The sequence below is a fragment of the Vibrio anguillarum genome (assembly GCF_001989995.2).
In the GTDB taxonomy this organism is placed as follows: Bacteria; Pseudomonadota; Gammaproteobacteria; order Enterobacterales; family Vibrionaceae; genus Vibrio; species Vibrio anguillarum.
Window position 1 is genome coordinate 64,712 of record NZ_JAHGUP010000017.1, and the last position, 26,244, is coordinate 90,955.

The 26,244-nt window shown below is 44.9% G+C and carries 19 protein-coding genes; 9 read left to right on the top strand and 10 right to left on the bottom strand.

The window, feature by feature from the left end; all coding sequences use genetic code 11:
• Positions 1-22: 22 nt before the first annotated feature.
• Positions 23-1,426: an MDR family MFS transporter gene (locus tag PL85_RS03785; RefSeq protein ID WP_115339808.1), complete on the bottom strand. Its 1,404-nt coding sequence runs from the start codon at positions 1,424-1,426 to the stop codon at positions 23-25.
• Between the two features lie 98 nt (positions 1,427-1,524).
• Between PL85_RS03785 and PL85_RS03790 the strand changes: the two genes are divergently transcribed.
• Positions 1,525-2,436, top strand: coding sequence for a LysR family transcriptional regulator (locus tag PL85_RS03790; protein ID WP_115339809.1), 912 nt, complete (start codon positions 1,525-1,527; stop codon positions 2,434-2,436).
• 89 nt (positions 2,437-2,525) lie between these two features.
• On the opposite strand, the gene PL85_RS03795 is transcribed toward PL85_RS03790, so the two are convergent.
• Both PL85_RS03795 and hrpA read right to left on the bottom strand, forming a co-directional pair.
• Entirely contained in the window at positions 2,526-3,008 is a 483-nt protein-coding gene (locus tag PL85_RS03795) for a porin family protein (RefSeq protein ID WP_013856810.1), read from the bottom strand.
• Between the two features lie 103 nt (positions 3,009-3,111).
• On the bottom strand, positions 3,112-7,047 hold the full coding sequence (gene hrpA, locus PL85_RS03800; protein ID WP_115339810.1) for an ATP-dependent RNA helicase HrpA: 3,936 nt from the start codon (positions 7,045-7,047) through the stop codon (positions 3,112-3,114).
• A 240-nt stretch (positions 7,048-7,287) separates the two neighbouring features.
• Between hrpA and PL85_RS03805 the strand changes: the two genes are divergently transcribed.
• Both PL85_RS03805 and PL85_RS03810 read left to right on the top strand, forming a co-directional pair.
• The gene (locus tag PL85_RS03805; protein ID WP_017042483.1) at positions 7,288-7,692 is read left to right on the top strand and encodes a VC1380 family protein; all 405 of its coding nucleotides are present in this window, start codon (positions 7,288-7,290) and stop codon (positions 7,690-7,692) included.
• A gap of 84 nt (positions 7,693-7,776) precedes the next feature.
• A complete protein-coding gene (locus tag PL85_RS03810) occupies positions 7,777-8,220 on the top strand; it encodes a tellurite resistance TerB family protein (RefSeq protein ID WP_174223835.1) in 444 nt (147 codons plus the stop codon).
• A 6-nt stretch (positions 8,221-8,226) separates the two neighbouring features.
• On the opposite strand, the gene PL85_RS03815 is transcribed toward PL85_RS03810, so the two are convergent.
• Positions 8,227-8,757, bottom strand: coding sequence for a 3'-5' exonuclease (locus tag PL85_RS03815; protein ID WP_017042481.1), 531 nt, complete (start codon positions 8,755-8,757; stop codon positions 8,227-8,229).
• A gap of 94 nt (positions 8,758-8,851) precedes the next feature.
• Complete coding sequence (locus PL85_RS03820; RefSeq protein ID WP_115339812.1) at positions 8,852-10,375, bottom strand: sensor domain-containing diguanylate cyclase; 1,524 nt, start codon at positions 10,373-10,375, stop codon at positions 8,852-8,854.
• Between the two features lie 322 nt (positions 10,376-10,697).
• On the opposite strand from PL85_RS03820, the gene PL85_RS03825 reads away from it, so the two are divergent.
• The 3 genes from PL85_RS03825 to PL85_RS03835 are packed head-to-tail and all read left to right on the top strand — an operon-like array spanning position 10,698 to position 16,081.
• Entirely contained in the window at positions 10,698-11,330 is a 633-nt protein-coding gene (locus PL85_RS03825; protein ID WP_088732478.1) for a DUF2760 domain-containing protein, read from the top strand.
• Positions 11,330-13,228 carry an Hsp70 family protein gene (locus PL85_RS03830; protein WP_115339813.1) on the top strand — a complete coding sequence of 633 codons (1,899 nt, stop codon included), beginning with the start codon at positions 11,330-11,332 and terminating at the stop codon, positions 13,226-13,228. The genes PL85_RS03825 and PL85_RS03830 overlap by 1 nt, the downstream gene beginning before the upstream one ends.
• A gap of 48 nt (positions 13,229-13,276) precedes the next feature.
• Positions 13,277-16,081, top strand: coding sequence for an Hsp70 family protein (locus tag PL85_RS03835; protein ID WP_115339814.1), 2,805 nt, complete (start codon positions 13,277-13,279; stop codon positions 16,079-16,081).
• A 68-nt stretch (positions 16,082-16,149) separates the two neighbouring features.
• Here PL85_RS03835 and PL85_RS03840 read toward each other — a convergent pair whose 3' ends face one another.
• Complete coding sequence (locus PL85_RS03840) at positions 16,150-17,352, bottom strand: iron-containing alcohol dehydrogenase (protein ID WP_017042476.1); 1,203 nt, start codon at positions 17,350-17,352, stop codon at positions 16,150-16,152.
• A gap of 253 nt (positions 17,353-17,605) precedes the next feature.
• On the opposite strand from PL85_RS03840, the gene PL85_RS03845 reads away from it, so the two are divergent.
• Entirely contained in the window at positions 17,606-18,238 is a 633-nt protein-coding gene (locus PL85_RS03845) for an MSHA operon transcriptional regulator (protein ID WP_013856799.1), read from the top strand.
• Positions 18,239-18,347: 109 nt separating this feature from the next.
• Here PL85_RS03845 and PL85_RS03850 read toward each other — a convergent pair whose 3' ends face one another.
• Positions 18,348-18,686 carry a YggL 50S ribosome-binding family protein gene (locus PL85_RS03850; protein WP_026028717.1) on the bottom strand — a complete coding sequence of 113 codons (339 nt, stop codon included), beginning with the start codon at positions 18,684-18,686 and terminating at the stop codon, positions 18,348-18,350.
• Between the two features lie 330 nt (positions 18,687-19,016).
• Between PL85_RS03850 and PL85_RS03855 the strand changes: the two genes are divergently transcribed.
• Complete coding sequence (locus PL85_RS03855; RefSeq protein ID WP_115339815.1) at positions 19,017-21,398, top strand: glycoside hydrolase family 2 protein; 2,382 nt, start codon at positions 19,017-19,019, stop codon at positions 21,396-21,398.
• A 131-nt stretch (positions 21,399-21,529) separates the two neighbouring features.
• On the opposite strand, the gene PL85_RS03860 is transcribed toward PL85_RS03855, so the two are convergent.
• The 3 genes from PL85_RS03860 to PL85_RS03870 form a co-directional block, all read right to left on the bottom strand.
• Positions 21,530-21,751, bottom strand: coding sequence for a hypothetical protein (locus PL85_RS03860; RefSeq protein ID WP_010319365.1), 222 nt, complete (start codon positions 21,749-21,751; stop codon positions 21,530-21,532).
• A gap of 137 nt (positions 21,752-21,888) precedes the next feature.
• Positions 21,889-22,893 (bottom strand): LacI family DNA-binding transcriptional regulator, encoded by a 1,005-nt coding sequence (locus PL85_RS03865; protein WP_115339816.1) that lies wholly within the window; start codon positions 22,891-22,893, stop codon positions 21,889-21,891.
• Between the two features lie 107 nt (positions 22,894-23,000).
• Positions 23,001-24,443 carry a 6-phospho-beta-glucosidase gene (locus PL85_RS03870; protein ID WP_115339917.1) on the bottom strand — a complete coding sequence of 481 codons (1,443 nt, stop codon included), beginning with the start codon at positions 24,441-24,443 and terminating at the stop codon, positions 23,001-23,003.
• 339 nt (positions 24,444-24,782) lie between these two features.
• Here PL85_RS03870 and PL85_RS03875 point away from each other — a divergent pair, with 339 nt between their 5' ends.
• Positions 24,783-26,180 carry a DEAD/DEAH box helicase gene (locus PL85_RS03875; protein WP_459559268.1) on the top strand — a complete coding sequence of 466 codons (1,398 nt, stop codon included), beginning with the start codon at positions 24,783-24,785 and terminating at the stop codon, positions 26,178-26,180.
• Positions 26,181-26,244 lie beyond the last annotated feature (64 nt).

Genomic DNA, 26,244 nt, shown 5'->3' on the forward strand with positions numbered 1-26,244 from the left:
ACGCTCAATAACACGCAGGAATTCATGATGAACTTTTCATCAATGCATCTTTACGCAAGCGCCATACTGTCAGTAACATCGCCAGTAACGCTAGTACGCTCATGCCAATATAAACCAAGCTAAAACCTTGTGATAATGCCTGAGTGGAAACGCCGGCCTGCTCGGCACCGTGTTCAGCAACCATGACTTCGCTCGGCACTCTCAGATAAAAGAGCGCGGAACAGAACGCAACACCGAGTGCACCGCCGAGTTCTCGTCCAAAATTAAACAGTGACATGCCAATGCCGCGATCACGTGCGGGTAAGACACTTTGTACAACAACGCCTAAGGCCGGTAAGGTTAAACCAATACCTATACCCGCAAAACCCAATGCAAATTTCACCCACATATCGTAATGAACTTGCCACAATGCAGCCATAGCCAAAGCAAAACCGACGATCACTAACATCTTATAACGACCAAACTTCGCGATGAGCTTCCCACCCACATAAGCGCCAGAGGTAATACAGACCATGAAGATCACCATAATGGCACCGCTTTCTGACGGAGTGAGTCCTTTTTGCCACTGAAACTGCAGCGGCAAATAAACCAAAAGCGCAAACATCAGCATTTGCGACCCCATAATAAGAACAATCGCGGTCAGATAATTCGGAAGACGTGCTAAACGCGCCGGTAAAATAGGATCACTCACTCTGCGTTCAACAACCACCAAAGCAACTAAACACGCCAGTAATGCAAACGCGCCCCAGCCAGTAGGGATAAATGAATGTGAAGAAAGTAATAACAGCAGCAAAGTCGTCGCACTCATGAGTAACGCTGCTCCCACCCAATCAAAGCGACTATCTCTGCGTTTATTGAGATGCTTCAAATAGCGGTTAACCATGTAAAGTGCCACCAACCCTAACGGTAAATTAATACCGAATACCCACCGCCAACTGAGGTAGTCAGCAAAATAGCCGCCAAGCAGTGGCCCTGCAATACTGGACACCGCATAAACCGCTGAAATATAACCTTGGTACTTGCCCACTTCGCGCGCAGGAATTGAATCGGCGATAACAGTAAATGCCAGAGCTATTAAGCCTCCACCGCCAATCCCTTGAATCACACGAGCACCAATTAAACTGGGTAGATCAAAAGCAAAGGTACACAGCGCGGAACCCAACATAAAGATCACGATGCTGACATTTAGCATCCGAACTCGTCCGAACAAGTCGCTCAGTTTACCGTAGACGGGCAATACAGCGGTCGATGCTAATAGATAAGCAGTAATCACCCATGTTAATGCTTGTCCTGCCGAGAGATCTTGCCCAATAAGAGCCAATGGTGTGGTAACGATGCTTTTTTCAAGCGAGCCTAAAGCGATGACTAAAGCAACGCTGGCAAAAATAATTTTCGGATTAGCCGAATAAGTTGAATCGGTAGGCATGTGCCCCTCATATGAACTTGATTAGAATGCGCGACCGACACGATAACGTAATAGTGCACATCCTAAAATAGGATAGAATGGGATGGCTTATTGCATAAATGGGATTAATGATGAAACTTGATGATTTATCACTCTTTTTAACGGTAGTGAAATGTGGCAATTTTACGCTGGCAGCAAAACAAAAAGCCTTGTCCACCAGCACTTTGAGCCGCAGAATTCAGCAGTTGGAGCAAGATATTGGCAGCATTCTACTGATCAGAAACAGTAAAGAAGTGGTACTAACGAAAGAAGGCGAGCATTTGTTTGAAACCTATGCCAACCTATTTAGCCAAATAGAAGATAAACAAGCACAAGCTTTAAAAGCCAAACAAGAGTTTAGAGGCGAGATCGTCATTAACGCGCCAATCCTACCCATTCGGCATCAGCTAAGTCCATTAGCACTGGAATTTTGTCAGCAACATCCTAAAGTCAACATTCGTATTCAAGTCGGTGCAGGGCTGGATTATCATACCCAGCACGACCTTGATATAGCGCTACGTTTTGGTCCACAACCTCAATCCGATTGGGTTGCGCGCAAACTAGCTAATAACCCTTCCGTGTTATGCACAAGCCCTGACTACTCGGTCTCTTTGCTGCTAAAACATCCAGAGCAATTACTTTCTCTGCCACTACTCACTTTAAATACCAAACAAGCGTGGATATTTGAACATCAGCAAAGCAAAGAACGTTTTCAATTTATCCCTCAGGCACGTATTAGCTCTGAGGAAATTGATACGATTTTGCAAGCCACATTCATGAATATGGGTATTGCAAGGTTACCTAGAGGATTAATTGATAAGGAGTTAGAGGAGAAACGATTAGTGCCATTATTGCCTAATTGGCAGATTGAAGGAGCGGATGTTTATTTGCTGCACCCTCAGAGACGTTTTCTTCCTGAGCGAACTCAGGCATTTATTGACTACATCATCAATCACTGGTCGCGCTTTGCTTTCAGTTACTGGCGTACTTGAGAATGTACACCACACCATACTGCTCAAATAAAAAACCACTTCTTGCTACTAACGAGCAAGAAGTGGTTGAAAGCGATTGAGTGACTAGATTAAAGAAAGTGGAAGGTCGCGTTGAATGAAACCGTACCAATATCGTCATCGCCCAGAGTGTAATTCATGTAACTTGCACCAACTGAAATGGGCCCCATCAGGAAGTATTCAGCGCCTACACCGTACATGATGTCAAAACCATCATCTATTTTATTGCTGTTTAATTTTTTATCCCAAGAATGCAAACCACCCTTGGCATACACATGCAGAGGGCCAAAATCAATGCTTGGCTTTACCGCAAAATAAACAGAAGAGGCCGCGATTTCATTCGTGGCACTGACTTCAAATTTGCCATGGTCGGTGTAACCCGCTTCGAGGCCAATCAGAGGAAGAATACCCGTACCGGCATGAATGTTGTACGAAGTACCGCTTTTACCATTCAAATCCGATTGGCCTACCGATGCGCCGCCATAAATCCAAGAGTCAGCAAACGCCATTGAAGATGTACTGATCAGCGCCAGTGCGATTAAAGTCTTTTTCATGATGAACCTTCTTTATTTAATTTGGCAGTGGCCTCAAAACGGCGACCGATTGCCACATAGCGTCAAATTATAGTGAACTGTTGGTTAGATGCAAATCTTATACCTAACAAGCATCAATCGCATTTTTTATACGTTTATCTGAAACTGGATAAGGAGTGCCAAGTTGCTGAGCAAATAAACTCACGCGAAGCTCTTCAATCATCCAACGGATCTCTTTAACATTTTCAGGTACTTCTGCACCACGAGGTATCTTGTTTAGTAGCGCTTTGTAATCATTGGTTACCGCTTCAATTTTCAACATGTGCAAACGATCCTTATTTGGATCAATGGGTAACTTCTCCATCCGACGTTCAATCGCGCGCATGTAACGCAGAATATCCGGCAAACGCTTCCAGCCGCATTCGGTGGCAAAGCCTTTAAAGATCAAACCTTCGATCTGCGCTTTGATATCCGATAACGCAAAGGCCATCGTAAAATCGATTTTCCCTTTCAGCTTTTTATTAATGTTGAATGCCGTGGTAAGAATCGTCTCCACTTGTTGAGCGATATCGACCACAGTATCGCCCAATTCAGCGCGCACAAACTCTTTCAGTGCCTCAAACTGCTCCGGCTCCCACACTAAACCGCCTTGCTGTTCAATTAACTTATCAATCCCACAAGCAATACAGTCATCAATCAGGTCCAGTACTTTGCCATACGGGTTAAAGTAGAGCCCCAATTTTGACTTGTTCGGTAAATTGGTGTGCAGATATTTAATCGGTGAAGGAACGTTCAGCAAAATCAGACGCCGTTGCCCTGCTTTCATTGCATTGAGTTGTTCTTGCTCGGTCTCAAAAAGCTTAATTTCGACGCTCTCTTTACTATCCACTAACGCTGGATAGGCTTTAACCTCGAAACCGCCGCGCTTTTGTTGGTAAACTTTTGGTAATTCACCAAAGCTCCACGTATGCAAACCTTGCTGTTCAATATCATCGTCTGCCACTTGAGATAGTGTTTCTTGTACTTTCTCTTTCAAACTCTCTTTCAGCTGATATAAATCTTTATGCTCGTTGAGTTTGCGATTTTTATGATCCACCGCGCGAAAAGTGATTTTTAAATGATCCGGAACTTGCTCTAACTTCCAATCTTCACGCTTCACCTCGACGCCCGTCATGCGTCTTAACTCTTTTTCCATCGCATCCAATAAAGGCAATTCCATCGGTGTGACACGAGATAAAAACGCATCCGCATAGTTAGGTGCCGGTACAAAGTTTTTGCGCAGTGTTTTAGGCAACGACTTGATCAGGCTAACAACCAATTCATGACGTAACCCGGGGATCTGCCAATCAAACCCTGTCGGTTCAATTTGATTTAGAATCGGCAATGGCAAATGCACCGTGACACCGTCACTATCTACTCCAGGTTCAAATTGATAGCTGAGCTTCAGTTTAATACCGTTTTGGTGCCAAAAGTTGGGATAATCTAAATCAGTGATGTGGCTAGTATCACCTTTAAATAGCATCTCTTTTTCAAAGTTGAGTAGATCTGGGGTGGCTTTGCTGGCTTTTCGCCACCACGCATCAAAATGACGCCCAGAGACCACATCCGTTGCGACTCGCTGATCGTAGAACTCGAAAAGCTGTTCATCATCAATCAAAATATCGCGGCGGCGAGATTTATGCTCAAGCTCCTCGACTTCAAGCAATAAGCGACGGTTTTGCTTGAAAAACGCATGTTTGGTTTCCCAATCACCTTCAACTAATGCGCTGCGAATGAAAATCTCACGACATAGTGGCTCGTCAATGGTGCTGTAGTTAATCAAACGTTTAGGCACAATAGGAATGCCATATAACATCACTTTTTCATAGGCCATGACGGCGGCTTGTTTTTTTGACCAATGCGGTTCGCTGTAGCTACGCTTAATCAAATGCTGTGCCAGCGGTTCCACCCATTCAGGCTGGATTTTAGCTGCAATACGCCCCCACAGTTTAGAGGTTTCCACCAATTCGGCGACCATCACCCACTTGGGCTGCTTTTTAAACAGACCAGAAGCGGGAAAGATATTAAAGCGGGCGTTACGAGCCCCTTGGTATTCATTTTTCTCTTGGTCTTTGATACCGATGTGCGACAGTAAACCAACCAAAATTGCACTGTGGATATTTTGGTAATTGCCCGGTTCGTCGTTCAATTTGTAATCCATTTCACGCATCGATTGGTGAATTTGGAAGTAGACATCCTGCCATTCGCGTACCCGCAAATAATTGAGGTAATCTTGTTTACACTGCTTACGAAATTGGCTGCTGCTTAACGCTTTTTGCTCAGTTTGAATGTGGTTCCACAAATTCACTAGGCTCAGGAAATCGGACTCTTCATCAAAAAATCGGCGATGTTTCTCATCTGAGGCTTGTTGCTTATCTGATGGGCGTTCACGTGGGTCTTGAATCGAAAGTGCAGCGGCAATCACCATCAGCTCTTTTACGCAGCCAAGCTTTGGCGCTTCGAGCACCATACGCGCCAAACGGGGATCAATCGGCAAGCGTGCTAATTTGCGCCCCATATCCGTCAACTGCTTTTTGCTGTCGTGACCATTTTTATTGGTATCAGGAACAATCGCACCAAGCTCTTCAAGCAAACGCACACCATCTTGAATGTTGCGTTTATCCGGCGCTTCCACAAACGGGAATGCTTCAATATCACCCAGCCCAAGTGCGGTCATTTGTAAAATAACCGAGGCTAAGTTGGTACGCAGTATTTCCGGATCGGTAAATTCTGGGCGTGAAAGAAAATCCTCTTCGGAATAGAGGCGTATGCAGATCCCTTCTTCAACACGGCCACAACGTCCTTTACGCTGATTTGCACTCGCTTGAGAAATTGGTTCAATCGGCAAACGTTGGACTTTGGTGCGGTAGCTATAACGGCTGATACGCGCCGTACCAGGGTCGATGACATATTTGATACCCGGAACGGTAAGGGATGTTTCTGCCACGTTGGTGGCTAAAACAATGCGCCGCCCTATATGGGGCTGAAAGATTTTATTCTGCTCTCCGGCGGATAATCGTGCATAAAGCGGCACAATTTCAGTATCACGTAAGTTACGTTTACTGAGCGCATCGGCCGTATCACGAATTTCTCGTTCACCATTCATGAAGATCAGAATATCGCCAAGTCCTTCAGTACAGAGTTCATCGACGGCTTCAAAAATACCTTCAAGTTGATCGCGGTCTGCGTCCTCTTCACCAAGCAGTGGTCGATAACGCGTATCGACCGGATAAGTACGACCCGACACTTCAATGATAGGCGCACCGCTAAAATGGTTAGAGAAGCGTTCAGGATCGATGGTGGCCGAAGTAATGATGACTTTGAGATCCGGACGACGCGGCAGCAGTTCTTTCAAATAACCTAAGATAAAATCGATATTTAAGCTGCGCTCATGCGCTTCATCGATAATGATGGTGTCGTACTGATTGAGAAAACGATCATGCTGGATTTCGGCCAACAATATCCCGTCAGTCATCAATTTGATCTGAGTCTGCTCGGAAATTTGATCGTTAAAACGAACTTTATAGCCAACAAAGCCACCCAGTTCTGTTTCCATCTCTTGCGCTATTCGGCTCGCGACCGAACGCGCAGCAAGACGACGTGGTTGCGTATGGCCAATCAGGCCATATTTACCGCGCCCAAGTTCTGCGCAAATTTTGGGTAACTGAGTCGTTTTGCCTGACCCTGTTTCACCCGCCACAATTACCACTTGGTTTTCAGCAATCGCTTTGGCGATATCATCGCGTTTTTGGCTTACGGGCAATAAATCAGGGTAGTCGATGGTAACGCGGTTGTTGAGACGCTGCTGCGCCACCATCATTGACTGAGCAATATCGAGCGCAATTTGATCAAAAACGGCATGTTTGGCTTGCTCATTTTTTATTTTGCTCGCACCAGAGATGCGTTTACTCAGACGAAAACGATCACGCATCATGCATTCTTTCAATGCATTGCGCAGAGATGCCGCACTGTTGCTGCTAGCGTTCATTGACTTGTGTTGATTGGGCTGTGACGAGGTCAAAGCATTTCCTATTCATTTCATTACATAAAACTGAGCGGATTGTAGCATAATCAACGCTCCTGCAATCAGTTATCCTTTCACAAACGGCGAGCATTTATTCGCTTCCTCCTCGATTCCGGTATGTTTTGCCATCGTTCGTATGATTAAGCGATTTAAAATTGGGCAATCGGATCAGGATTTCTTATGTTTATAAGAAAATCGCCGCTACAATAGCGACATGATTACTGAAACGATAAAACTGTGAAAGCATCTGAACTGAAACACATACTCGATTCCCTACCCGATAACACCGATCCAGAATTGGTGATGGGTGAGGCTTGGTTGCCTGAACGTCTTATTGACACACAATTGGACGGCCATTTTCTGTTTCTGGAGTTTGATAATGCGCCCGAGGAAGGTGAAGGAGAGGAAGAAGGTCGCGGTTTTGTTGAACATGAGATTGCCATGATACGGCGACGCTTTGAAGAAATTTTGCTAGAAAAAGCGGACAATAAATCCAAAGCCGATGCCATGTTAGCGCTTTTCCTGATGGGGCATGAATACTCAAGTTCAGAAGTCATTGAAATACTAGAAGACCCTAGCGTTCCTCAAGATCCGAATGATTTTTATCACGAGAACGATGAAGATGAATCTCGTGATATTTAGAATCTCACTTTATTCTGACTTGTGTTTTGCTCAATACGCCACTATTTAAACAATAATGACTCGAAATTTTCAGTAGGTTTTTTTATGTTTAATGCCATTACATCGCTATTCAAGCAACTCTTGGAAGGAGAAGATTTAGGCCAGCGCTCCAACACTAACCCCAACCTAGCGATTGCTTGTTTGCTCAGAGAAGTGGCAGGAGCCGATCATCAAATTGACACACGAGAAAATGACGCTAAGTTTCAATTAGTTAAACGACTATTAGCGTTAGATGATACAGAAACCACGGAACTGCTCATTCGGGCAGAACAAAGCGTCAAACAGTCAGCTTCATTGTATGATTTCACTTCACAATTACGCGAGCTCTCGCAAGATACGCGATATGAACTTATCAAGGCGATGTGGCAAGTGGCGCACGCGGACGGTGAGATAGACCCACTCGAAGAGGCGGTGATCCGCAAAGCGGCAGAATTATTGTATGTCGACCACAGTGAATTTATCCGTGCTAAACTTTCCGCTCAAAAATAGAGCGGATTACAACATCGTTAACGCCAATTTCGCAAGGTTGTAGGCATCAACATAAGCGGAGTGCTGTCGCCCTTCCCACTCAATACCTTGCACTTCTTGTGCGGCGCGGTGACCAATACGTTTTTCTTTCATTCTCTGCTGAATACGGTAGAGCGTTGCTAGGTTGATGAACTCGCTAAAAGGCATAACGATCCCCTTCTGCTCACACTCTTTAGCTAAAATTTGGTCATCACGCCCCCACGAAACATAAATCTTGTTTGGGCCGCCAAAGTTCTTGACCATTGATTGAATGACACCCGCGAGTGGTCGCCCCTGTTTTTCAATTTTACGCGGAGTTATCCCGGTTAACTCACTACAAAACAGCGAAATTTCGTCTTGCTCTGGCCTGACATAATATTGAGCGCGCTTCACAATCGTGCCCAACTGCACATCAATTTCAGCTAAACCCACTTCAATGATTTCACCCGTTGTCCCAACCCCATTTTCATTCCAGCAGCACATTTCTAAATCGAAGCAGACAACTCGGTTATAGTTCATTGTTCAGGCGTATCCTTTAAATATAAGTAGTCAAAGAACGTTATCTTACTCGACTCCTCTCAAAAACTCGATTCTCGCCCTTTCGTTCGGACAGTTATTGGGCGATTGAAACTCGGTTGCGGCCATTTTCTTTACTTTCGTATAACTTACTGTCTGCCAAATGTAATAAAGACTCTTGATCATAAGTATGATTGATCGCCGCCCCAATACTGAGCGTGCAATACAGCACCTCATCCATGAACTCATATCCAGTTGATTCAACAGCCGCTCGTAACGTTTCTAAATAACACTGCAAAGGTTGAAGTTCTGACAATTCACAAATAATGCAAAATTCGTCCCCACCTAACCGAGCTAAAACATCATTATTTCCCATATGACGTGAAATAACCGTTGTGATATGTATTAGCATCTCATCGCCTGCAATGTGGCTATGGTTGTCATTAATCAGTTTAAAATCATCGACATCAAACATTACCAACGAAAAAGCTTTTTTCTGTAAGACGTTCTCTTGCAGTAAACGTCCGAATGCACGTCGGTTATACAACCCAGTCAAACTATCGTGGTCCGCTAAAAAGCGCAGTTCTTCAGTACGTTCTTCTAGCATCTCGCTAAGATGAAGTTTTTCTCTCATCAACAAATAGACAACATAACCTAACAAGATCGAAATAATTAAACCACCGACGCTGAGCGCCACTAAAATCCACTGTATGTTGCTCGCTATTGGTTCTGAGAACTTAAAATCAATTTTCCAATCACGGTTAGGCAGAGATAAGCGTTTCTCTATTTCTATGCCTTTGATTGAATCCCAATCTGGGCTTTGGAATAGAATCGGATCATCTTCGGCATCAAATCCGAGATCGGTTACTTTCATATACAATCGATGATCGGATGCCGTGCGGCTCACCAATCCATCAAAATAAGTAGAGAGTCGAATAACACCCACTACCACACCAATCATTTCCTGTTTGTTGTAGCTAAAAACGGGATGATATACCAATAATCCATCCTTTTTGTGGTGTGCTTCTATGCCATCTTGCAATAGGCGGACCTTATCGGATATAGCAGGTAGCCCCGTACTCTCAATATGTGCAGCAATTCTTTGAAAGCGAGGACGTAGCGAATAGAAGCCGAGCAATTCAAGGTTACTTTTGGTTTGAGGATAAATATCACTCAGAACATAAACGGGTTGTTCATTCTCTTCAGAAAATCCAATCACCTTTTGACCCGCTTTAGGTACTGTAAATAACTCAAATTGAGGCAAACGATCCCTCATTAATGTTACAAATTCGTCAGCATCATCTTTCGTTACTTTCGCTAACCATTGCAAACCGATAAGGCTGTAGGATGTTGACATAACCCCATGGGCAAAAACGTCAAATCCTTGCACATTACCCCCCTCGGTAGCATGCAAAAAATTGGCAGCCGAACCAATAAAACTGACATCATTTCCAACCAACGTGTCTAATATGCTTGCTTGATGTTCAGCGTGGCTATCAAACAACATGACAATATGATTCTTTTGATTAATGTAGAGTAATGAGATGACTGACGCTGTCATCATTAAGGTAATAATTGAAATACATAAAGGGTAGATCACCTTTTTGTCGCTCTCTAACATAACAGCCTCTCCGTGGCTCAGGACTCAGGACTCAGGACTCAGGACTCAGGACTCAGGACTCAAATTACTCTTATAAAAGTAGGTAAATCAATAGCCAGTCACCAATTTATTAACCAATTAATCTTAAAGTTGAACCAGAATAGAGAATTAATGATTGATACTGCTCAAAACGCAAGCAATCACTTTAGCTTAAACGTGATGATGCGGACTTTCTATCCTGTATTCGCCTTGAATATGGTAAGCTGCGCCCCTATTTTTAAGTCTATTCACCGTAGGCTCACGAGAATTCCCACGCCTACTTCATTGTGTAAAGAGAATTGTGATGAACTTCGATTTAAATATGATCCCTACCACCTTTGATATGCTGCATGCTGGGCTCAGTGCATCAAGCCTTTTGCTACTTCTCATTGTGGTATCACGCAAATCAAAAGTCGTTGAGAAAGTTGTTGAAAAACCTGTCGAGAAAATTGTCGAAGTCGAAAAGCCGGTTGAAACGATTGTTGAAGTCGAAAAAATCGTAGAAGTAGAAAAAGTGATTGAGCGCGTAGTTGAAGTCGAATCTAAATTAGCGACAGCGCCAACCGATTCCGCCCTACAACTTTTGTCGTTAATGCAGCAAGAAGCTCGTCTGATTGACTTCTTAAATGAAGATGTCACCGCTTTTTCAGATGAGGAAGTTGGAGCCGCGGCGCGCGTGATCCACGCAGGTGGCAAAAAAGTCCTACAAGATTACATTCAGCTCACGCCCATTCGCGGCGAAGATGAAGAGAGCCGAATTACCATTGAAGCCGATTTCAACCCGCAAGAAGTTCGCTTGACGGGTAATGTAACAGGTTCAGCACCCTTTAATGGCACCTTAGTCCATAAAGGCTGGAAAGCAACAGCTATCACTTTGCCTAAATTGGCTGAACAGTATGATGCTTCAATCATCGCCCCTGCCGAGGTTGAATTGTAATGGAACAGACAGCGCCAAAATTTAGTATTGGTATTGACTTAGGCACAACACATTGCGTGCTCTCTTATGTTGATACACAGGATGAAAACGCTCGCGTTTCAGTAATGAGCATCCCTCAACTTACCGCGCCCGGTACGGTTGAAAGCCGTCATCAATTAGGCTCGTTTTTATACCAGCCTCATGAACATGAGATGAGCCCTGCCGCACGCGTTTTGCCTTGGTCGTCCGAGCCAAAAGCTTTAGTCGGTGCCATTGCGCGCAACCTTGGTAGTAAGACACCGATTCGTTTAGTCGCCAGTGCCAAATCATGGCTATGTCATGGTGGCATCAATCGACGTGATGCATTTTTACCCGTGGGTAGCAGCGATGAAGTGGAAAAGATCTCGCCATTAAAAGCCACTGAGTGCTATCTAGAGCATTTAAAAAGCGCTTGGGATCACGCTCACCCTGACTTCCCCTTAGCTACACAAGATGTCACGTTAACAGTACCCGCTTCATTTGATCCAGCCGCCCGAGATTTAACCGCTGAAGCAGCACGCAACGTTGGTTTTGAGCAATTAACGCTGCTTGAAGAGCCACAAGCGGCTTTATACAGTTGGATAGATAATAGCCACGATGCGTGGCGCGATGAAGTCAAGGTGGGTGACATTGTTCTCGTGGTTGATATTGGTGGGGGAACCACTGATTTATCCTTAGTGGAAGTGACTGAAGACGCTGGTAACTTAACGCTCAATCGGATTGCGGTTGGTGAGCACATTTTACTTGGCGGCGACAACATGGACCTTGCCCTTGCTTACCGTTTAAAAATGAAATTGGCGCAAGAAGGTAAAGAATTAGCCCCTTGGCAAGTACAAGCGATGACGCACGCTTGCCGAGATGCCAAAGAGGCGCTTCTGAATGACAGTGCCCTACATTCCGTACCGATTGTGGTACCAAGTCGCGGTTCAAAACTGCTCGGTACAACGCTTAAAACCGAATTGACTCAACAAGAAGTGCAACAAACCTTGGTCGATGGTTTTTTCCCACAAGTGAATATCACAGATCATCCCGTACAAAAAGCACGTGGCGCATTAACGCAAATGGGCCTTCCCTACGCGCAAGACGCTGGAATTACCCGCCATATCGCCGCGTTCTTGGCAAAACAAGCCCATGCAATGGGTGGTGAAATATCCGCTCTAGAAAAATCCGCTCTGAATGATAACCCATTTGCTGGCATGCCCGGTATGGGCGAAGCTCCGGAGATGGATTTTATCAAACCGACCGCCATCTTACTAAACGGTGGCGTGTTAAAATCCGATTTATTAGCAAACCGTCTTCTCAGCACTATTAATGCTTGGTTGAGCACTGTGGGAGCACCACAGATGAAGCGCTTAACAGGCTTAGACCTTGATTTAGCCGTCGCATGTGGCGCAGCGTATTACGGCGCAGTTCGTCGTGGACAAGGTGTGCGTATTCGCGGGGGCATTGCCTCGAGTTATTACGTCGGTATTGAAAGTGCTATGCCTGCCATTCCGGGGATCGCACCACCGATGGAAGCCTTGTGCGTCGCTCCATTTGGCATGGAAGAAGGAAGCAGTGTCCGCGTACCAAGCCAAGAGTTTGGATTGGTCATTGGTGAGCCTGTACATTTTCAATTCTTTGGTTCAACAATACGCCGCGATGACGAAGCTGGCATGCACTTAGATTATTGGGCTCCAGAAGAACTTTTAGAGCTGCCCGAGATCCACGTCACCTTGCCTGTTTCTGAAGGACGTCGACAAGGCGAAGTCGTTCCGGTTCACTTAGCCTCAACGATCACAGAGCTCGGGACACTTCACTTAGAAGCCATTGCGACAGACAACGGCCAAACATGGCACGTTGAGTTCGATGTGCGTGAAGATCCTCAAGTCACTCAATAATCCCCACACGGCATCTTCGGATGCCGTTTTTGAAATTCAGGAGCCTCCATGTCTTCTCCTCGCTTTCTCGTCGGTATCGATTTAGGCACCACCAATACTGTGGTGGCATTTTGTGAAATCACCGAATCGCTAGAAGACTCACCCGTGCATCTTTTTGAGGTCGACCAATTGATTGGCCCCGGTGAAGTGGTTCGAAAACCACTCCTTCCGTCATTTCGTTATCACCCAGCCAACGGGCAGATCGCACCTGATGCCCTATCGCTCCCTTGGCAAATTGAACCGGTTATGGGCGATAGCAAAGAGATAATTATTGGCCAATGGGCAAGAGATTTAGGTGCAAAAGTAGAAGGGCGACAAGTATCCAGCGCGAAAAGTTGGCTCTCCCATCAAGGGGTTGATCGCAAGCAAGCCATCTTACCGTGGGCTGGTGCTCACGATGTAGCGAAAGTATCCCCTGTCATTGCCAGCGCCAGTTATCTCAATCACATCCGGCAAGCATGGAACCACCGTCATCCAAGTCATCGACTTGAAGATCAAAATGTCATTATCACCGTGCCGGCATCATTTGATGAAACGGCTCGTAAGCTCACCATCGAAGCTGCAACGCTGGCGGGATTAAGTTCAATTGTACTACTTGAAGAGCCACAAGCCGTTTGCTATAACTGGTACGCACGTCACCGCCATTGTGCCTCACAGCAACTGCAATCACTCCCTTTGATCTTGGTTTGTGATGTGGGCGGAGGTACGACAGACCTCAGTTTAATTGAAGCAAAACACAGCGCAGACAACCAACTTTCTCTTGACCGAATTGGCGTGGGCGAGCACTTAATGCTCGGAGGTGACAACCTTGATTTAGCATTAGCTCATCTAGCTGAGCAACGCTTTGACGGTTCGAAAAAATTAACCGCCGCCAGTTTGAGCAAACTAATTCAGCAAACTCGCCAAGTCAAAGAGCAACTCTTATCAAACCAAGCCCCAGAGCAGCTAAAAATTACGCTCCTTGGCAGTGGTTCAAAGCTATTAGGCGCAGCAAAAAGCATTTCCCTGACGAAACAAGAGGTGCATGAGATTGCACTGGAAGGCTTTTTCCCACTTTGCTCGGTACAAGAACGTCCAAATAAACGCCGCAGTGCAGTGGTGGAATTCGGTTTGCCCTACGCAGCCGACCCTGCCGTGAGTAAACATATCGCTGAATTTTTAGCTGAACACCAAGCCGTTTCTCGCCTTGCGCTCAAGCAAGAGTCAAACGCAACGGCCATTCCAGTTGGATTACTACTTAATGGCGGCGTATTTAATAGTGAGCTTATCACAAAGCGCATCACTCAATTATTGACCGATTGGCGCGGTTCACCGATCACCCTGCTTGATAATCCTCATCCTGATTGGGCAGTCGCACTCGGTGCTGTCGCGTATGGTAAAGCTCGCCAAGGTGCACAGCTTAAAATCGGCGGCGGATCGGCACGCTCTTATTTTTTACACCTGCCTGAAAAAAACAGTGCGGGACATGCTCTGTGTGTCTTGGCTAAAGGCACCGAAGAAGGACAAGAGATACGCTTAACCAGCCGTCGATTTTCACTGACGTTAGGTGAACCAGTACGCTTCAACATCCTGACCTCGACTCACGATATGTTTGCTGATCGCCGCGTTCAAAATGGTCTGTTATTGGCTGTTGAACATGAGCTTTTTACGCCACTGCCTCCTTATATAACGGCGTTAAAAGGAAATGATGATGCTCTATTGCACGCTAACCAAAAGCAACGAGTGGAAGTTCAACTGGCTTGTCAATTAACTGAAGTCGGCACGCTCAAGATTGAATGTGTCAGTGTTGAGGACGAAAAAAACCGATGGCAACTTGAGTTTGAAGTTCGCAAGCACAGTGAGTCAGACAGTGAAATCCAACGTCATCCTCGCTTGTCAGAGGCGATTTCGCTCATCACACACCTTTATAGTGGCAATAAAAAAGCCTCTGATAACCAAGCCATTAAAACGCTTGGCAAAGATTTAGATAAGCTTTTAGGGCCACGTGATGAATGGGATTTCGCCACGCTACGACCGCTCTTTGATGCATTTTCTCAAGGCCGTAAACGTCGACGTCGCTCAGAGCAACACGAGAAAAACTGGTTGCGTCTGGCTGGATTTGCCCTGCGACCAGGATTTGGCGATCCAACTGATCCTTGGCGTATGGAACAGATGTGGAATCTGTATCAACAAGGTATTCAATTCCAAAATCATCAAGGCTGGAGCGATTGGTGGGTATTTTGGCGGCGTGTGGCTGGCGGACTGAGTCAAGAGCAACAAGAAACGATTCTAGCGGATATCGCTAAGTATCTTCACCCTAGCGCAATCAAAAATCCAAAATCAGCTCAAGAAGCGCACGACAAAGGGTACGAAGCCATGGTACGGCTTGCCGCTTCGCTGGAACATCTAGAAGTGGAAGATAAAGTATTACTTGCAACGTGGTTTTTGAACAAAGCGATTAATCAAACTCAATGTGAACAAGCACACTGGTGGGCCGTTGGGCGGTTAACCTCTCGGACGCTACTGTATGGTAGTCAACATTCAGTCATCCCAAGAGCGCAAGTGGAACAATGGTTACCGAAGTTGCTTGATCAAAACTGGCAAAAAGAACCGATGATTGCCTTTGCCGCGGTAATGATGTGCCGCAAGACAGGAGATCGTCTTTTTGATATTAGCAATGATGTTCGTCAGCTCGTTTTAGCCAAGATAAAGCAAAGTAAGGTTCCAGAAACTTGGTTTACTTTGGTTAATGAAGTGCATGACCTGTCTGACACAGAATCCAAACGTGTTTTCGGTGATACTCTGCCAAGTGGGTTGATACTGCTTAAAAAATGAATCGACCTAATTTGACCACTCTCGTTGCTGTGATGACGAGAGCGGTCAAAAATAATGCTGAATGTAGATTACAATTTCCTAAAAATCGCTTCGCAATCCGTTTGCTGCATATATTTTGGCGCAGGATAATTCCAAAACGCTTCACGAAAAGCTTGTTTGGCCAATTCTGGAATATGCTCTGGCATGACCCCCTGTAACTGTTTAGGGATATGCAGTGTGTGATTGAGCTCTTTCACATACCCAATGAAGGCGTCCGCTTTCATTGAATCGGTCAAATGTGGATCGGTTATTTTGAGTACGTCGGCCAGTTTAGCCAGCTTATCTTTCGCCGCCTCTTTGGAGTATTCCAATACATGTGGCAACACAACCGCATTCGCTAAGCCATGCGGGAAATGGTATTTCGCCCCAACCGCATGGGCGATGGCATGTGTATACCCTAAACTGGCTTTGGTAAAAGCAAGTCCAGCGTAATAAGAGGCCAGTGCCATGTTTTGTCTCGCCGTCAAATTTTGGCCAAAGAACGCCGCTTTTTCCAAGTTATCGTGGATCAGTTTAACCGCAGCGATAGCATAGCGATCAGTCTCTGGCGTAGCATTACGCGATATAAAGGCTTCCACTGCATGCGTGAGTGCATCCAACCCCGTTTGCGCAGTAATATGAGTAGGCAAGGCCATCATCAGCATCGGATCTAACGCTGCAATAAGTGGCACAAGTTTCGGGTCAGTAATCGGTGTTTTTTGCTGAGTTTGAGGGTCAGAAACCACCGCAATGACGGTCACTTCAGAGCCCGTTCCTGCCGTGGTTGGGATCACAAACAGCGGCGCAGGTGTTTTCCATACTTTTAACAACCCCACTAAACGTTTGATCGACTTGCGGTTAGTAGCACAAGCGGCGATCACTTTTGCACAATCGATTGAAGAGCCGCCACCAATAGCGACAACGCCTTGGCACTTCTCCAATCGATACTGATGGAGGCCGGCTTCAACTTGATCATAAGTAGGATCAGGCAATACATGGTTAAACACCACACAACTGACACCAACGCGCTCAAACTCAAAGGTTAGTTTTTTTACATAACCAAGCTTTTCAATGCCTTGGTCTGTTACGACAAGCACGCGTTCAATACCCATCAAAGAAACCGAATAACAGAGTTGCTTGAGCGATTCTTTACCAATAAACAAGGTTGGCTTGGAGATGGGCAGAATCGCTGCGGCCAATTTGAGCACTTTCATGTATAGCTTATGCTGCCACTGCTGGTACTTGATCTCCATGATTGGTCTCGAGTTGTGAAGTTCTATTAGCTAGACTAGGCAATACAACGAGTTATCTCTACCTAGAAAGTCAAATTTTGCAAGATAAGGCAAATAATCGCTGATCATTATTAGATTTAACGCCAACTTAAGCTCGCATTTTAATGCAAACCTTGTAAAATCCACCTCGCTCACTTTTTATACTTATAATTGAAATCATTAGCTGAGTACTCTGCACATAATTTTATGTGTCATAAAATAATCGACACGTCGTTTGGCTTTCGTCTTTGAGGTGCATTCCCTGCACTCAAATGGCATTCAAAAATTGTATTTTATTCAACCAATTACTGTAGAAGTCATGAACGAAGATAAGTTTACCAATGTCTATCGCTTGCCTGGTTCATTGCAAATTCGCATAGCCACATGGCAGCAAACCTTTAAAGGCACTTCTGATTTAGTGCTTCATCAAGTATTAACTGCTAGAAATAATCAGTATAAACAGGCTGACTTTTGGCCTAAGGGCTGGTGTGTGAATCTGTTTGATGAGAGCGATATTTCCATTACGCAGCACGGTACCTACATTCAAACCAGTATGCGAACGATGATTGATCGTAAAATCTCATATAAGCGCGTTTATCTCTCTCGGCTACCTTTAGAAAAAGCCGAGCCCGCCTTGCTTCGCTTTAAGAAAGAGTGGATCCGCAACTACAATAATGTCGCCCAAGAGTATAACAAGAGGAAAAAGAAAGAGTTTATGGCCTTTGCCAGAGAAGAGGTCGAAACACTTTATCCTGCCATTCCTAAAGAACCTTTTGATAAAGCGCTATGGAACCGTTTAGTGGTTTCGATTGTTGGTCACGCCAATAAATTCAACAATCCTTACTTTGTTAAACATGCTGATTTTTAACGTAATAAAATTTAGCGTAATAAAAAAGCCAGAGTGGTTTCACTCCGGCTTTTTTGTCAGACATCGCAAATGAAAAGCACTGGCTGAATAACGTAGAATAGAAGAGCAATTAAGCGTAATTGGCATCCACTAATTCACCAGCAACAACTTTGCTCACTTCAGCACGATTTTCTAACCATTTTACAACCAACGCTTTATCTTCTTCTGTTGCTGAACGGTAGCGATCGGCTGCGCACACAAAGCCGTCAAAAATCTCTAATCCACCACCACCGAAACAAAGACCGATGTTATCAACGTAATCAATAAACTCATCAACGAAGAGATCGTATTGTTCAAAGTCTTTGATAGACGTTGTACAGCTAACTTCAAAACCGAGGATCGCAAATTCACCTAAAAACAGTTTCTTACGGATACGGCGGTTTTTATTTTCTAGCTTGTCGATTTTCATCATATTTTCTCTCTCTGTTTGAATGCGGCATTTATACACCTTTCAGCACCATTTCCAAAATGATTCTTTATATAAACCGCCACAAGCGGACACTTTCACAACAAATTGTTTCAAGATGTGCCAAGGCAAAACAAGTTAAAACAAGCCGCTCGTCAAGCTTAGTGACGTCAAATTAAAGTCAAGAAAATCATAATTATTGACTGCTTCGCAACTTAATCTAAAAACTTCGCACAACTTTTGAGCCTGCCACCCATGCACATTTTTATTTCATAGTGCATGGTTAAATCAGCTCATTTAGCCCTTGTAAATCGTATTTTTTGAGGTGGATTTATGTTTGATTTAAACGGTGAATGGCGATTGAGCTCACCCGAGTATCCCGAGATTAAAATCGCGATGACACTGCCCGGCGACCAGTATCATGCATTACTGCAAGCGGGTTTGATCCCTCATCCCTATTATGCATCTAATGAATCTCAAGTTCAGTGGGCTGGTTTATGTCATTGGGTATTAACAAAAGCGATCACTTTAAATGCGGCAGACCTCCAGTGCCCGAACCACTTACTGGAGCTGAATAAGGTCGATACGTTTGCTGATCTATGGATCAACGGACAGAAGGTTCTACAGTGCTATAATGCTTTTCAAACCTATACCGTTAATATTCGCCCTTATCTGCAAATTGGCGTAAATCATTTTGAATGGCGATTTGAACCTGCCGCTACGATAGCAAAGCAAAGAGCCGATGAGCTGCCCTTTCCCATTCCTTGGGCGCAAGGGAATAATCAACTTCCTCACATGAACACAGTGCGAAAACCTCAATGCCACAGTGGCTGGGATTGGGGTATATGCCTTGCTGTTTGTGGTGTTTTCGCACCAATGCAATTAAAAACGGTACAAGAATATTCACTGCTGGGTGTGGATATTGAACAAGTTTGGCATGCTTTAACACACGTTACGCTGCACGTGAGAATACGGCATAGCGAATCGCTCTCAACCCCCATCACACTTACTTTTGGCGATCAAACCATTACGATCGATAGTGAGGCTTTTTGCAACCAAAGCAGTGTGGATATTGATGTCCACCATCCGCATCTCTGGTGGCCAAACGGTTACGGTGACCCTTATTTATACACACTGTCTATTGCCATGGCACAGCAGCAGATCAGCCGCCAAGTTGGCTTAAGACGTCTCACGTTGCGCACTGAGCAAGATTCCATCGGCAGTGAAATGACCTTTATCGTGAATGAGGTCTCGATATCAGTGAAGGGCGCGAATTGGATACCAATGGATGCCATGCCAAGCAAAGTCAATTTTTCCCGTTATCAACAGCTGTTACGAGCCGCACAAGAAGCTCACATGAATATGATTCGTGTGTGGGGAGGAGGTGATTATGAACACGATCATTTCTATCAACTTTGCGACCAACTCGGATTATTAGTCTGGCAAGATCTGATGTTTTCCTGCGCGCAATACCCTTCAACACCGAGTTTCTTAGAAGAGGTAAAGCAAGAAGTCACACAACAAATACAGCGTTTGAAGCACCATGCTTGCCTTGCCATTTGGTGTGGTGATAATGAGGTGATTGGTTCACTAACTTGGTATCCAGAATCTCGAGAAAACCGTGAAAAATACTTAGTCAATTACGACCGACTCAATCGTTTTTTAGAAATCCTCGTCAATGAACAAGATCCAAATCGCCGCTTTTGGGCAAGCTCACCTTGCAATGGTGAGTTAGATTTTGGTGACGCTTGGCATGATGATAATAAAGGTGACATGCATTTTTGGGATGTATGGCATTCAGGTAAATCCTTTGACGCTTACCATTCAATATCCCCACGGTTTTGTTCGGAATTCGGTTATCAGTCTTGGCCTTCATTTAGTGAAGTGAAGCAAATTATCCCAGCAAGCGACTGGAATATCAGTGCGCCTCATTTTGAACATCACCAAAAGAATGGTCGTGGTAATAGCATCATCACCGAAATGTTTACTCGCTATTTCCGTTTCCCGAATGGCTTCCAGCAGATGCTTTATTTGAGCCAAGTTCAGCAAGCCATGGCAATTAAAACGGCTGTCGAAGCGTGGCGGGCAACCTCACCGATTTGCCGTGGCATATTATATTGGCAACTCAATGACAACTGGCCCGTCGCGTCTTGGTCAAGCATTGAGTATTCTGGACGCTGGAAGCAATTACATTATCACGCCAAACGGTTTTATAACCCGCTTTTGGCCTGTTTTTCTGAAGATGAGAAACACCTATCACTGAGAGCCATTAATGATGCGCCCGGTGAGCAATACCTTGTGGGTGACATATATTGGTTTGGATGGGAAGGAGAATTGCGAAAGCATTGGTCAATCAATGAACGACTGCCCCAAGAGAGTAACCAAATCGTGTGGCAACACACAATAAGGGATTTCACACCAGAAAAAGGCGCGATCTACTTTGTCAGTACGGATGGCCAACGGGATAATTTTTGGCTGCCGGATGTACCAAAACGTTTGCCCTTAAAATCGGCTCGCATATTGTGTGAATATCGTGCGGGCAGTCTCTGTTTGACCACTGACCGACCTGCACTTTACGTTCACCTAGAACATGACAACGTACTACAATTTTCTGACTCCAGCTTCTTTTTGCTCCCCAACCAAATGCGGACAATCGCCTTTAGATCAGACGATAAATCTGACTTAAACTGTACTATTTATCAACTGGCTGAATGAACTGAGCCGAATAAAGACAAACGCTCAGCCTTAAAGAAGGAAACGAAAAAGAGCTGCGCATCAAGCAGCTCTTTGCAAGCTAAACCATTTTTGCTAATGCATGTTAAACATTGGCTCATGTCAAACACTGACTAATGTTGAACACCAGATGGATTTTCACCAAATTCAGTCTGTTGATAAATATCTGCAAGGGTTTTTGCACGTTTTGCTGCCTTGCGTCGTTTCGTTGGTTCAAAGTATTGCTCGACCTGCTTCAATGTCTCTTCATGGTCTTGCGCGGATTGGACAAAGTCTGGGTTGGCTAACGCTTCTTGGCGAAGGCGGTTAACTCGTTCTAGCGTTTCCCACAACATATTTCACCTCCAACTTCACTGTGCATACATACAGCTTAGTAAAGAGTGACATAATGTCAAGCAATTAACTGTGGATTTATACAGTTAATTAAAATAAATGCTCATTATTTCAATGAGTCATTAATCTGCGAGGCCTCTTAAGGTGCGCACGTTGATTCTCGAAGCACCAGCTTACCTAGATAGCGATGTATCTTGGCATCATCCGAGCCCTTCCCTTCAGCCAATTGTAGGGCCAAGGCTACTGCGTCCTTCGTCAGTTGCTCAATGGGAAGCGATATTGTTGAGAGATTGGGCACCGAATACGCAGCCGCAGGCTCATCATCAATCCCCATCACAGAGACCTGATTAGGTACCAAAATGGCATGTTCGTAAAGTGCGCGCATTGCTCCTAGTGCCATATCATCGTTACAGGCAAAAATAGCGCTGAACTCACTCTGTTGTTCTAATAACCGTTGAACCGCGACATAACCCGCCAGCATAGAATTATCACCTTCAACAACGAGCGTTTGATTGAGCTTAATACCAGTCTGCTGCAAGCCTGACTGGTAAGCAGCAAATCGCTGTTGTCCTGTATCACTGTCCAAAGGGCTAGTGATGCAAGCAATGCGGCGATGGCCAAGTTCAAGCAAGTGATTAATCGCTAAAGAAGCGGCTTGATGCTGCTCAAAACCAAAACTATGTAAACCGACTTCTTCCAAGGTTCGATTGAGTACAATCAGTGGCACTGAAACATCAGATTGCAATGATGCCAGCTCATGATTCGACAAATGGCGGCTGTAAAGCATGATGGCGTCACAACGCTGAGTGAGCAATGAGCGCACTGCTGCTAATTCGCCTGTCGCATTATCGTGACTGTCCATGACAAGTAAGGTCTTACGTGCTTGCTCGGCACCTTGTGCTGCTTGATGCAATAAGCTGCCAAAATAACTCCCTTGAAACTGAGGAAGTATCAGCCCAATCGCATTTGCACTGTTTGTGGCTAATGCTTGCGCCAACACATTAGGTTGATAACCCAAGGTGGACATGGCTTGTAAAACGGCTTCTCGCGTACTTGCTTTTACTTGGCCAGTTTGATTGAGTACGCGCGATACGGTGGCTTTAGACACGCCCGCAGCTTTACAAACGTCATTGATTGTCGCCATGGTGACTCCTAATAAAAACCCCCGACTCTTGGAAGCCGAGGGAGGTTACCTAATTTCCTAAGCTGGATGAACGTTCTCAATCAACAATTATTATTGTTATTCTACGTTTATAATTGTTCGCCATTGGTTTTGATCACAGACTGATACCAGTAAAAGCTTTTCTTTTTACTGCGAGCCATTGAACCAGAACCATCATCGTGTTTGTCTACATAGATGAAACCGTAACGTTTTTTATATTCACCAGTGGTGAACGACACACAATCGATGCAGCCCCAAGGGGTGTAGCCCATGACATCAACGCCGTCTATAGCAATGGCATTCTTCACTTCTCGTATATGTGCTTGTAAATACTCAATCCGATAATCATCTTGCACTTGGCCTTGGCCTTGCTCATCGACTTCATCGATCGCCCCAAAACCATTTTCGACAATAAAAATCGGTTTCTGGTAGCGTTCATGCAGTTCAGAAAGCGCGTAGCGAAGCCCTACCGGGTCAATTTGCCATCCCCAATCAGACGCGGTGAGATAAGGGTTTAAGCGACTTTGTTTGAATAAACTGGTTGTTTCGCCTTCAGCGTTGCGATCATCAGAGACAATATTCGTCATGTAATAGCTGATCGCAAGGTAGTCGGCACAACCCTTACGCAGTATCGCTTCATCGCCATCGAGCATATCAACGGTTATCGATTTTCGCTCCCATTCACGCCAAATATAGCTTGGGTAATAGCCACGAACTTGCACATCGCTGAACAAGTACTTCTCTCTCATCATTTCTTGAGAGCGGATCATATCTTCTGGACGACACGACGCGGGATAAAGCGGCATCATATGAATCATGCTACCCATTTGAAATTGAGGGTTGATCTTATGACCGAGATCGACCACTAAAGCACTGGCAATAAATTGGTGATGCATGACTTGGTACATCACCTGCTCTGGGTTGTCATGTTCAGTGAAGATCACCCCTGAGTTACAGTAGCCAAACAGTGGGAATTCCCAATTTCGCTGGTTATTGATCTCATTGAAGGTAATCCAGTATTTCACTTTCTGTTTATAACGCTCCATCACCACTTGGCTAAAGTTAACGAAAAAATCCACAAGCTTGCGATTTGTCCATCCCCCGTATTGTTGTACAAGGTGGAATGGCATCTCAAAATGCGAAAGCGTAATAACTGGCTCAATGCCGTATTTCAGCAATTCATCAAAAAGATCATCATAAAATTGTAGCCCTGCTTCATTGGGCGAGACTTCGTCACCTTGTGGAAAAATACGAGTCCAAGCAATTGAGGTTCTAAAACATTTAAAACCCATCTCAGCAAAAAGTGCAATGTCACCTTTGTAATGACTATAAAAATCAACGGCTTCATGATTAGGATAGAAATAATTTGCATCCACACCGGAGGTCATCACCCTAGGTACTTCATGCGCTCCTTTTGAGAGCACATCGACAATGCTGACTCCTTTTCCACCTTGGTTCCATCCACCTTCAACTTGATGTGCTGCTACAGCCCCACCCCATAAAAAATCTTTTGGAAAACCATTCGTTGCCATCGTCATCTACCTCGTCTTTATTTGCTGACTCAATGTACCCTTATATGTCGATCTAATATGCTATTTCACGCCATGTGGACACGTGGTATAGAAATCCATCATCGCTTTGCTACTTTGCGTGACATCATAAACGATTATCGGGAAAATGTAACCGGTTTCGGAAACCGGTTACATTAGAATTGTTAATTTTAATGTTCTCGGAAGAAAATACGCACTATTTGTTACTGACAAGTGGCAAACAGAGACATTCCGTAGCACTTTTGCTGTGACTACTGTATGCTTGCGCCTTTCCGCAACGTGATGCGGATCACTTCCTTATTTACATATCGAGACATTTTAATGAGTTTTGCCTCTCTGGGTTTATCCCATGCCATCCTGAAAGCCGTTGCTTCTCAAGGTTACGAAACACCATCGCCAATTCAGGCGCAAGCTATTCCAGCCGTTCTTGAAGGCAAAGATGTGATGGCAGCGGCCCAGACAGGTACCGGGAAAACAGCAGGATTTACCCTGCCCATTTTGGATCTATTAGTTAAAGGCCCAAAAGTAGGCCCCAACCAAGTGCGTGCATTAATTCTGACGCCTACACGTGAATTAGCCGCGCAAGTTGCCGACAACGTGGCAACTTACGGACAAAACCTTCCACTACGCTCTGAAGTTATTTTTGGCGGTGTGAAAGTTAACCCACAGATGATGAAAATGCGTCGTGGAGTAGATATCTTGGTCGCGACACCGGGTCGACTGCTGGATTTATACAACCAAAATGCGATTAAATTTAACCAATTAGAAATTTTGGTCTTAGACGAAGCGGATCGCATGTTAGACATGGGCTTCATTCGTGACATTAAAAAGATCCTTGCACTGCTGCCAGCAAAACGTCAAAACCTACTCTTTTCGGCCACTTTCTCTGATGAAATTCGCCAACTTGCGAAAGGGTTAGTTAACAACCCAGTCGAGATTTCGGTTACGCCACGCAATAGTACCGCCAAAACCGTCAAACAGTGGGTGCATCCTGTAGATAAAGCGAAAAAACCAGCGCTATTGATTCAACTAATCAAAGAAAATAATTGGCAACAAGCGTTGGTATTTACACGAACTAAACACGGCGCTAATCGCTTAACCGCACAACTTGAAGGCAGTGGCATCAGCGCCGCCGCGATTCATGGCAACAAAAGTCAAGGCGCACGTACTAAGGCATTGGCCAATTTTAAAAGTGGTGAGATCCGCATTTTAGTAGCAACGGATATTGCCGCTCGCGGCATTGATATTGACCAATTACCACAAGTGGTAAACTTTGAATTGCCTAACGTCCCTGAAGATTATGTTCACCGAATTGGCCGTACAGGCCGCGCAGGCGCTGAAGGAAATGCGATCTCTTTGGTCTGCGCCGATGAAGCAAAAGACATGTTTGCCATTGAGCGCCTTACCCAAAATTTACTAGAACGAATTGAGGTTGAAGGCTTTGCGCCAGTGAACAAATTACCGGCATCTTCTTCGCTACAACCGATTAAAGCGAAAAAGCCGAAAAAGAACAAACCAGAACATAATGACGGACAGCGCTCTGGTGATGTAGCAAAAGGTCACAGCATAAGCGCAAATACCAAAACTAACGACAGAAAGCCGAAAGCGGCCAATTCCACTCGTTCAAACAGCAACAAACCAAGTGCAAACCAACCCACGAGAAGCGGATCGGCTGGACAAAATAGACCTCGTAGAACAAACAAAATCGCGGCGAGCTGATATTACTCACTGACTACGACTCTCTGATTAAAAAGTAAAGGCCACTCTCATCTAGTGGCCTTTT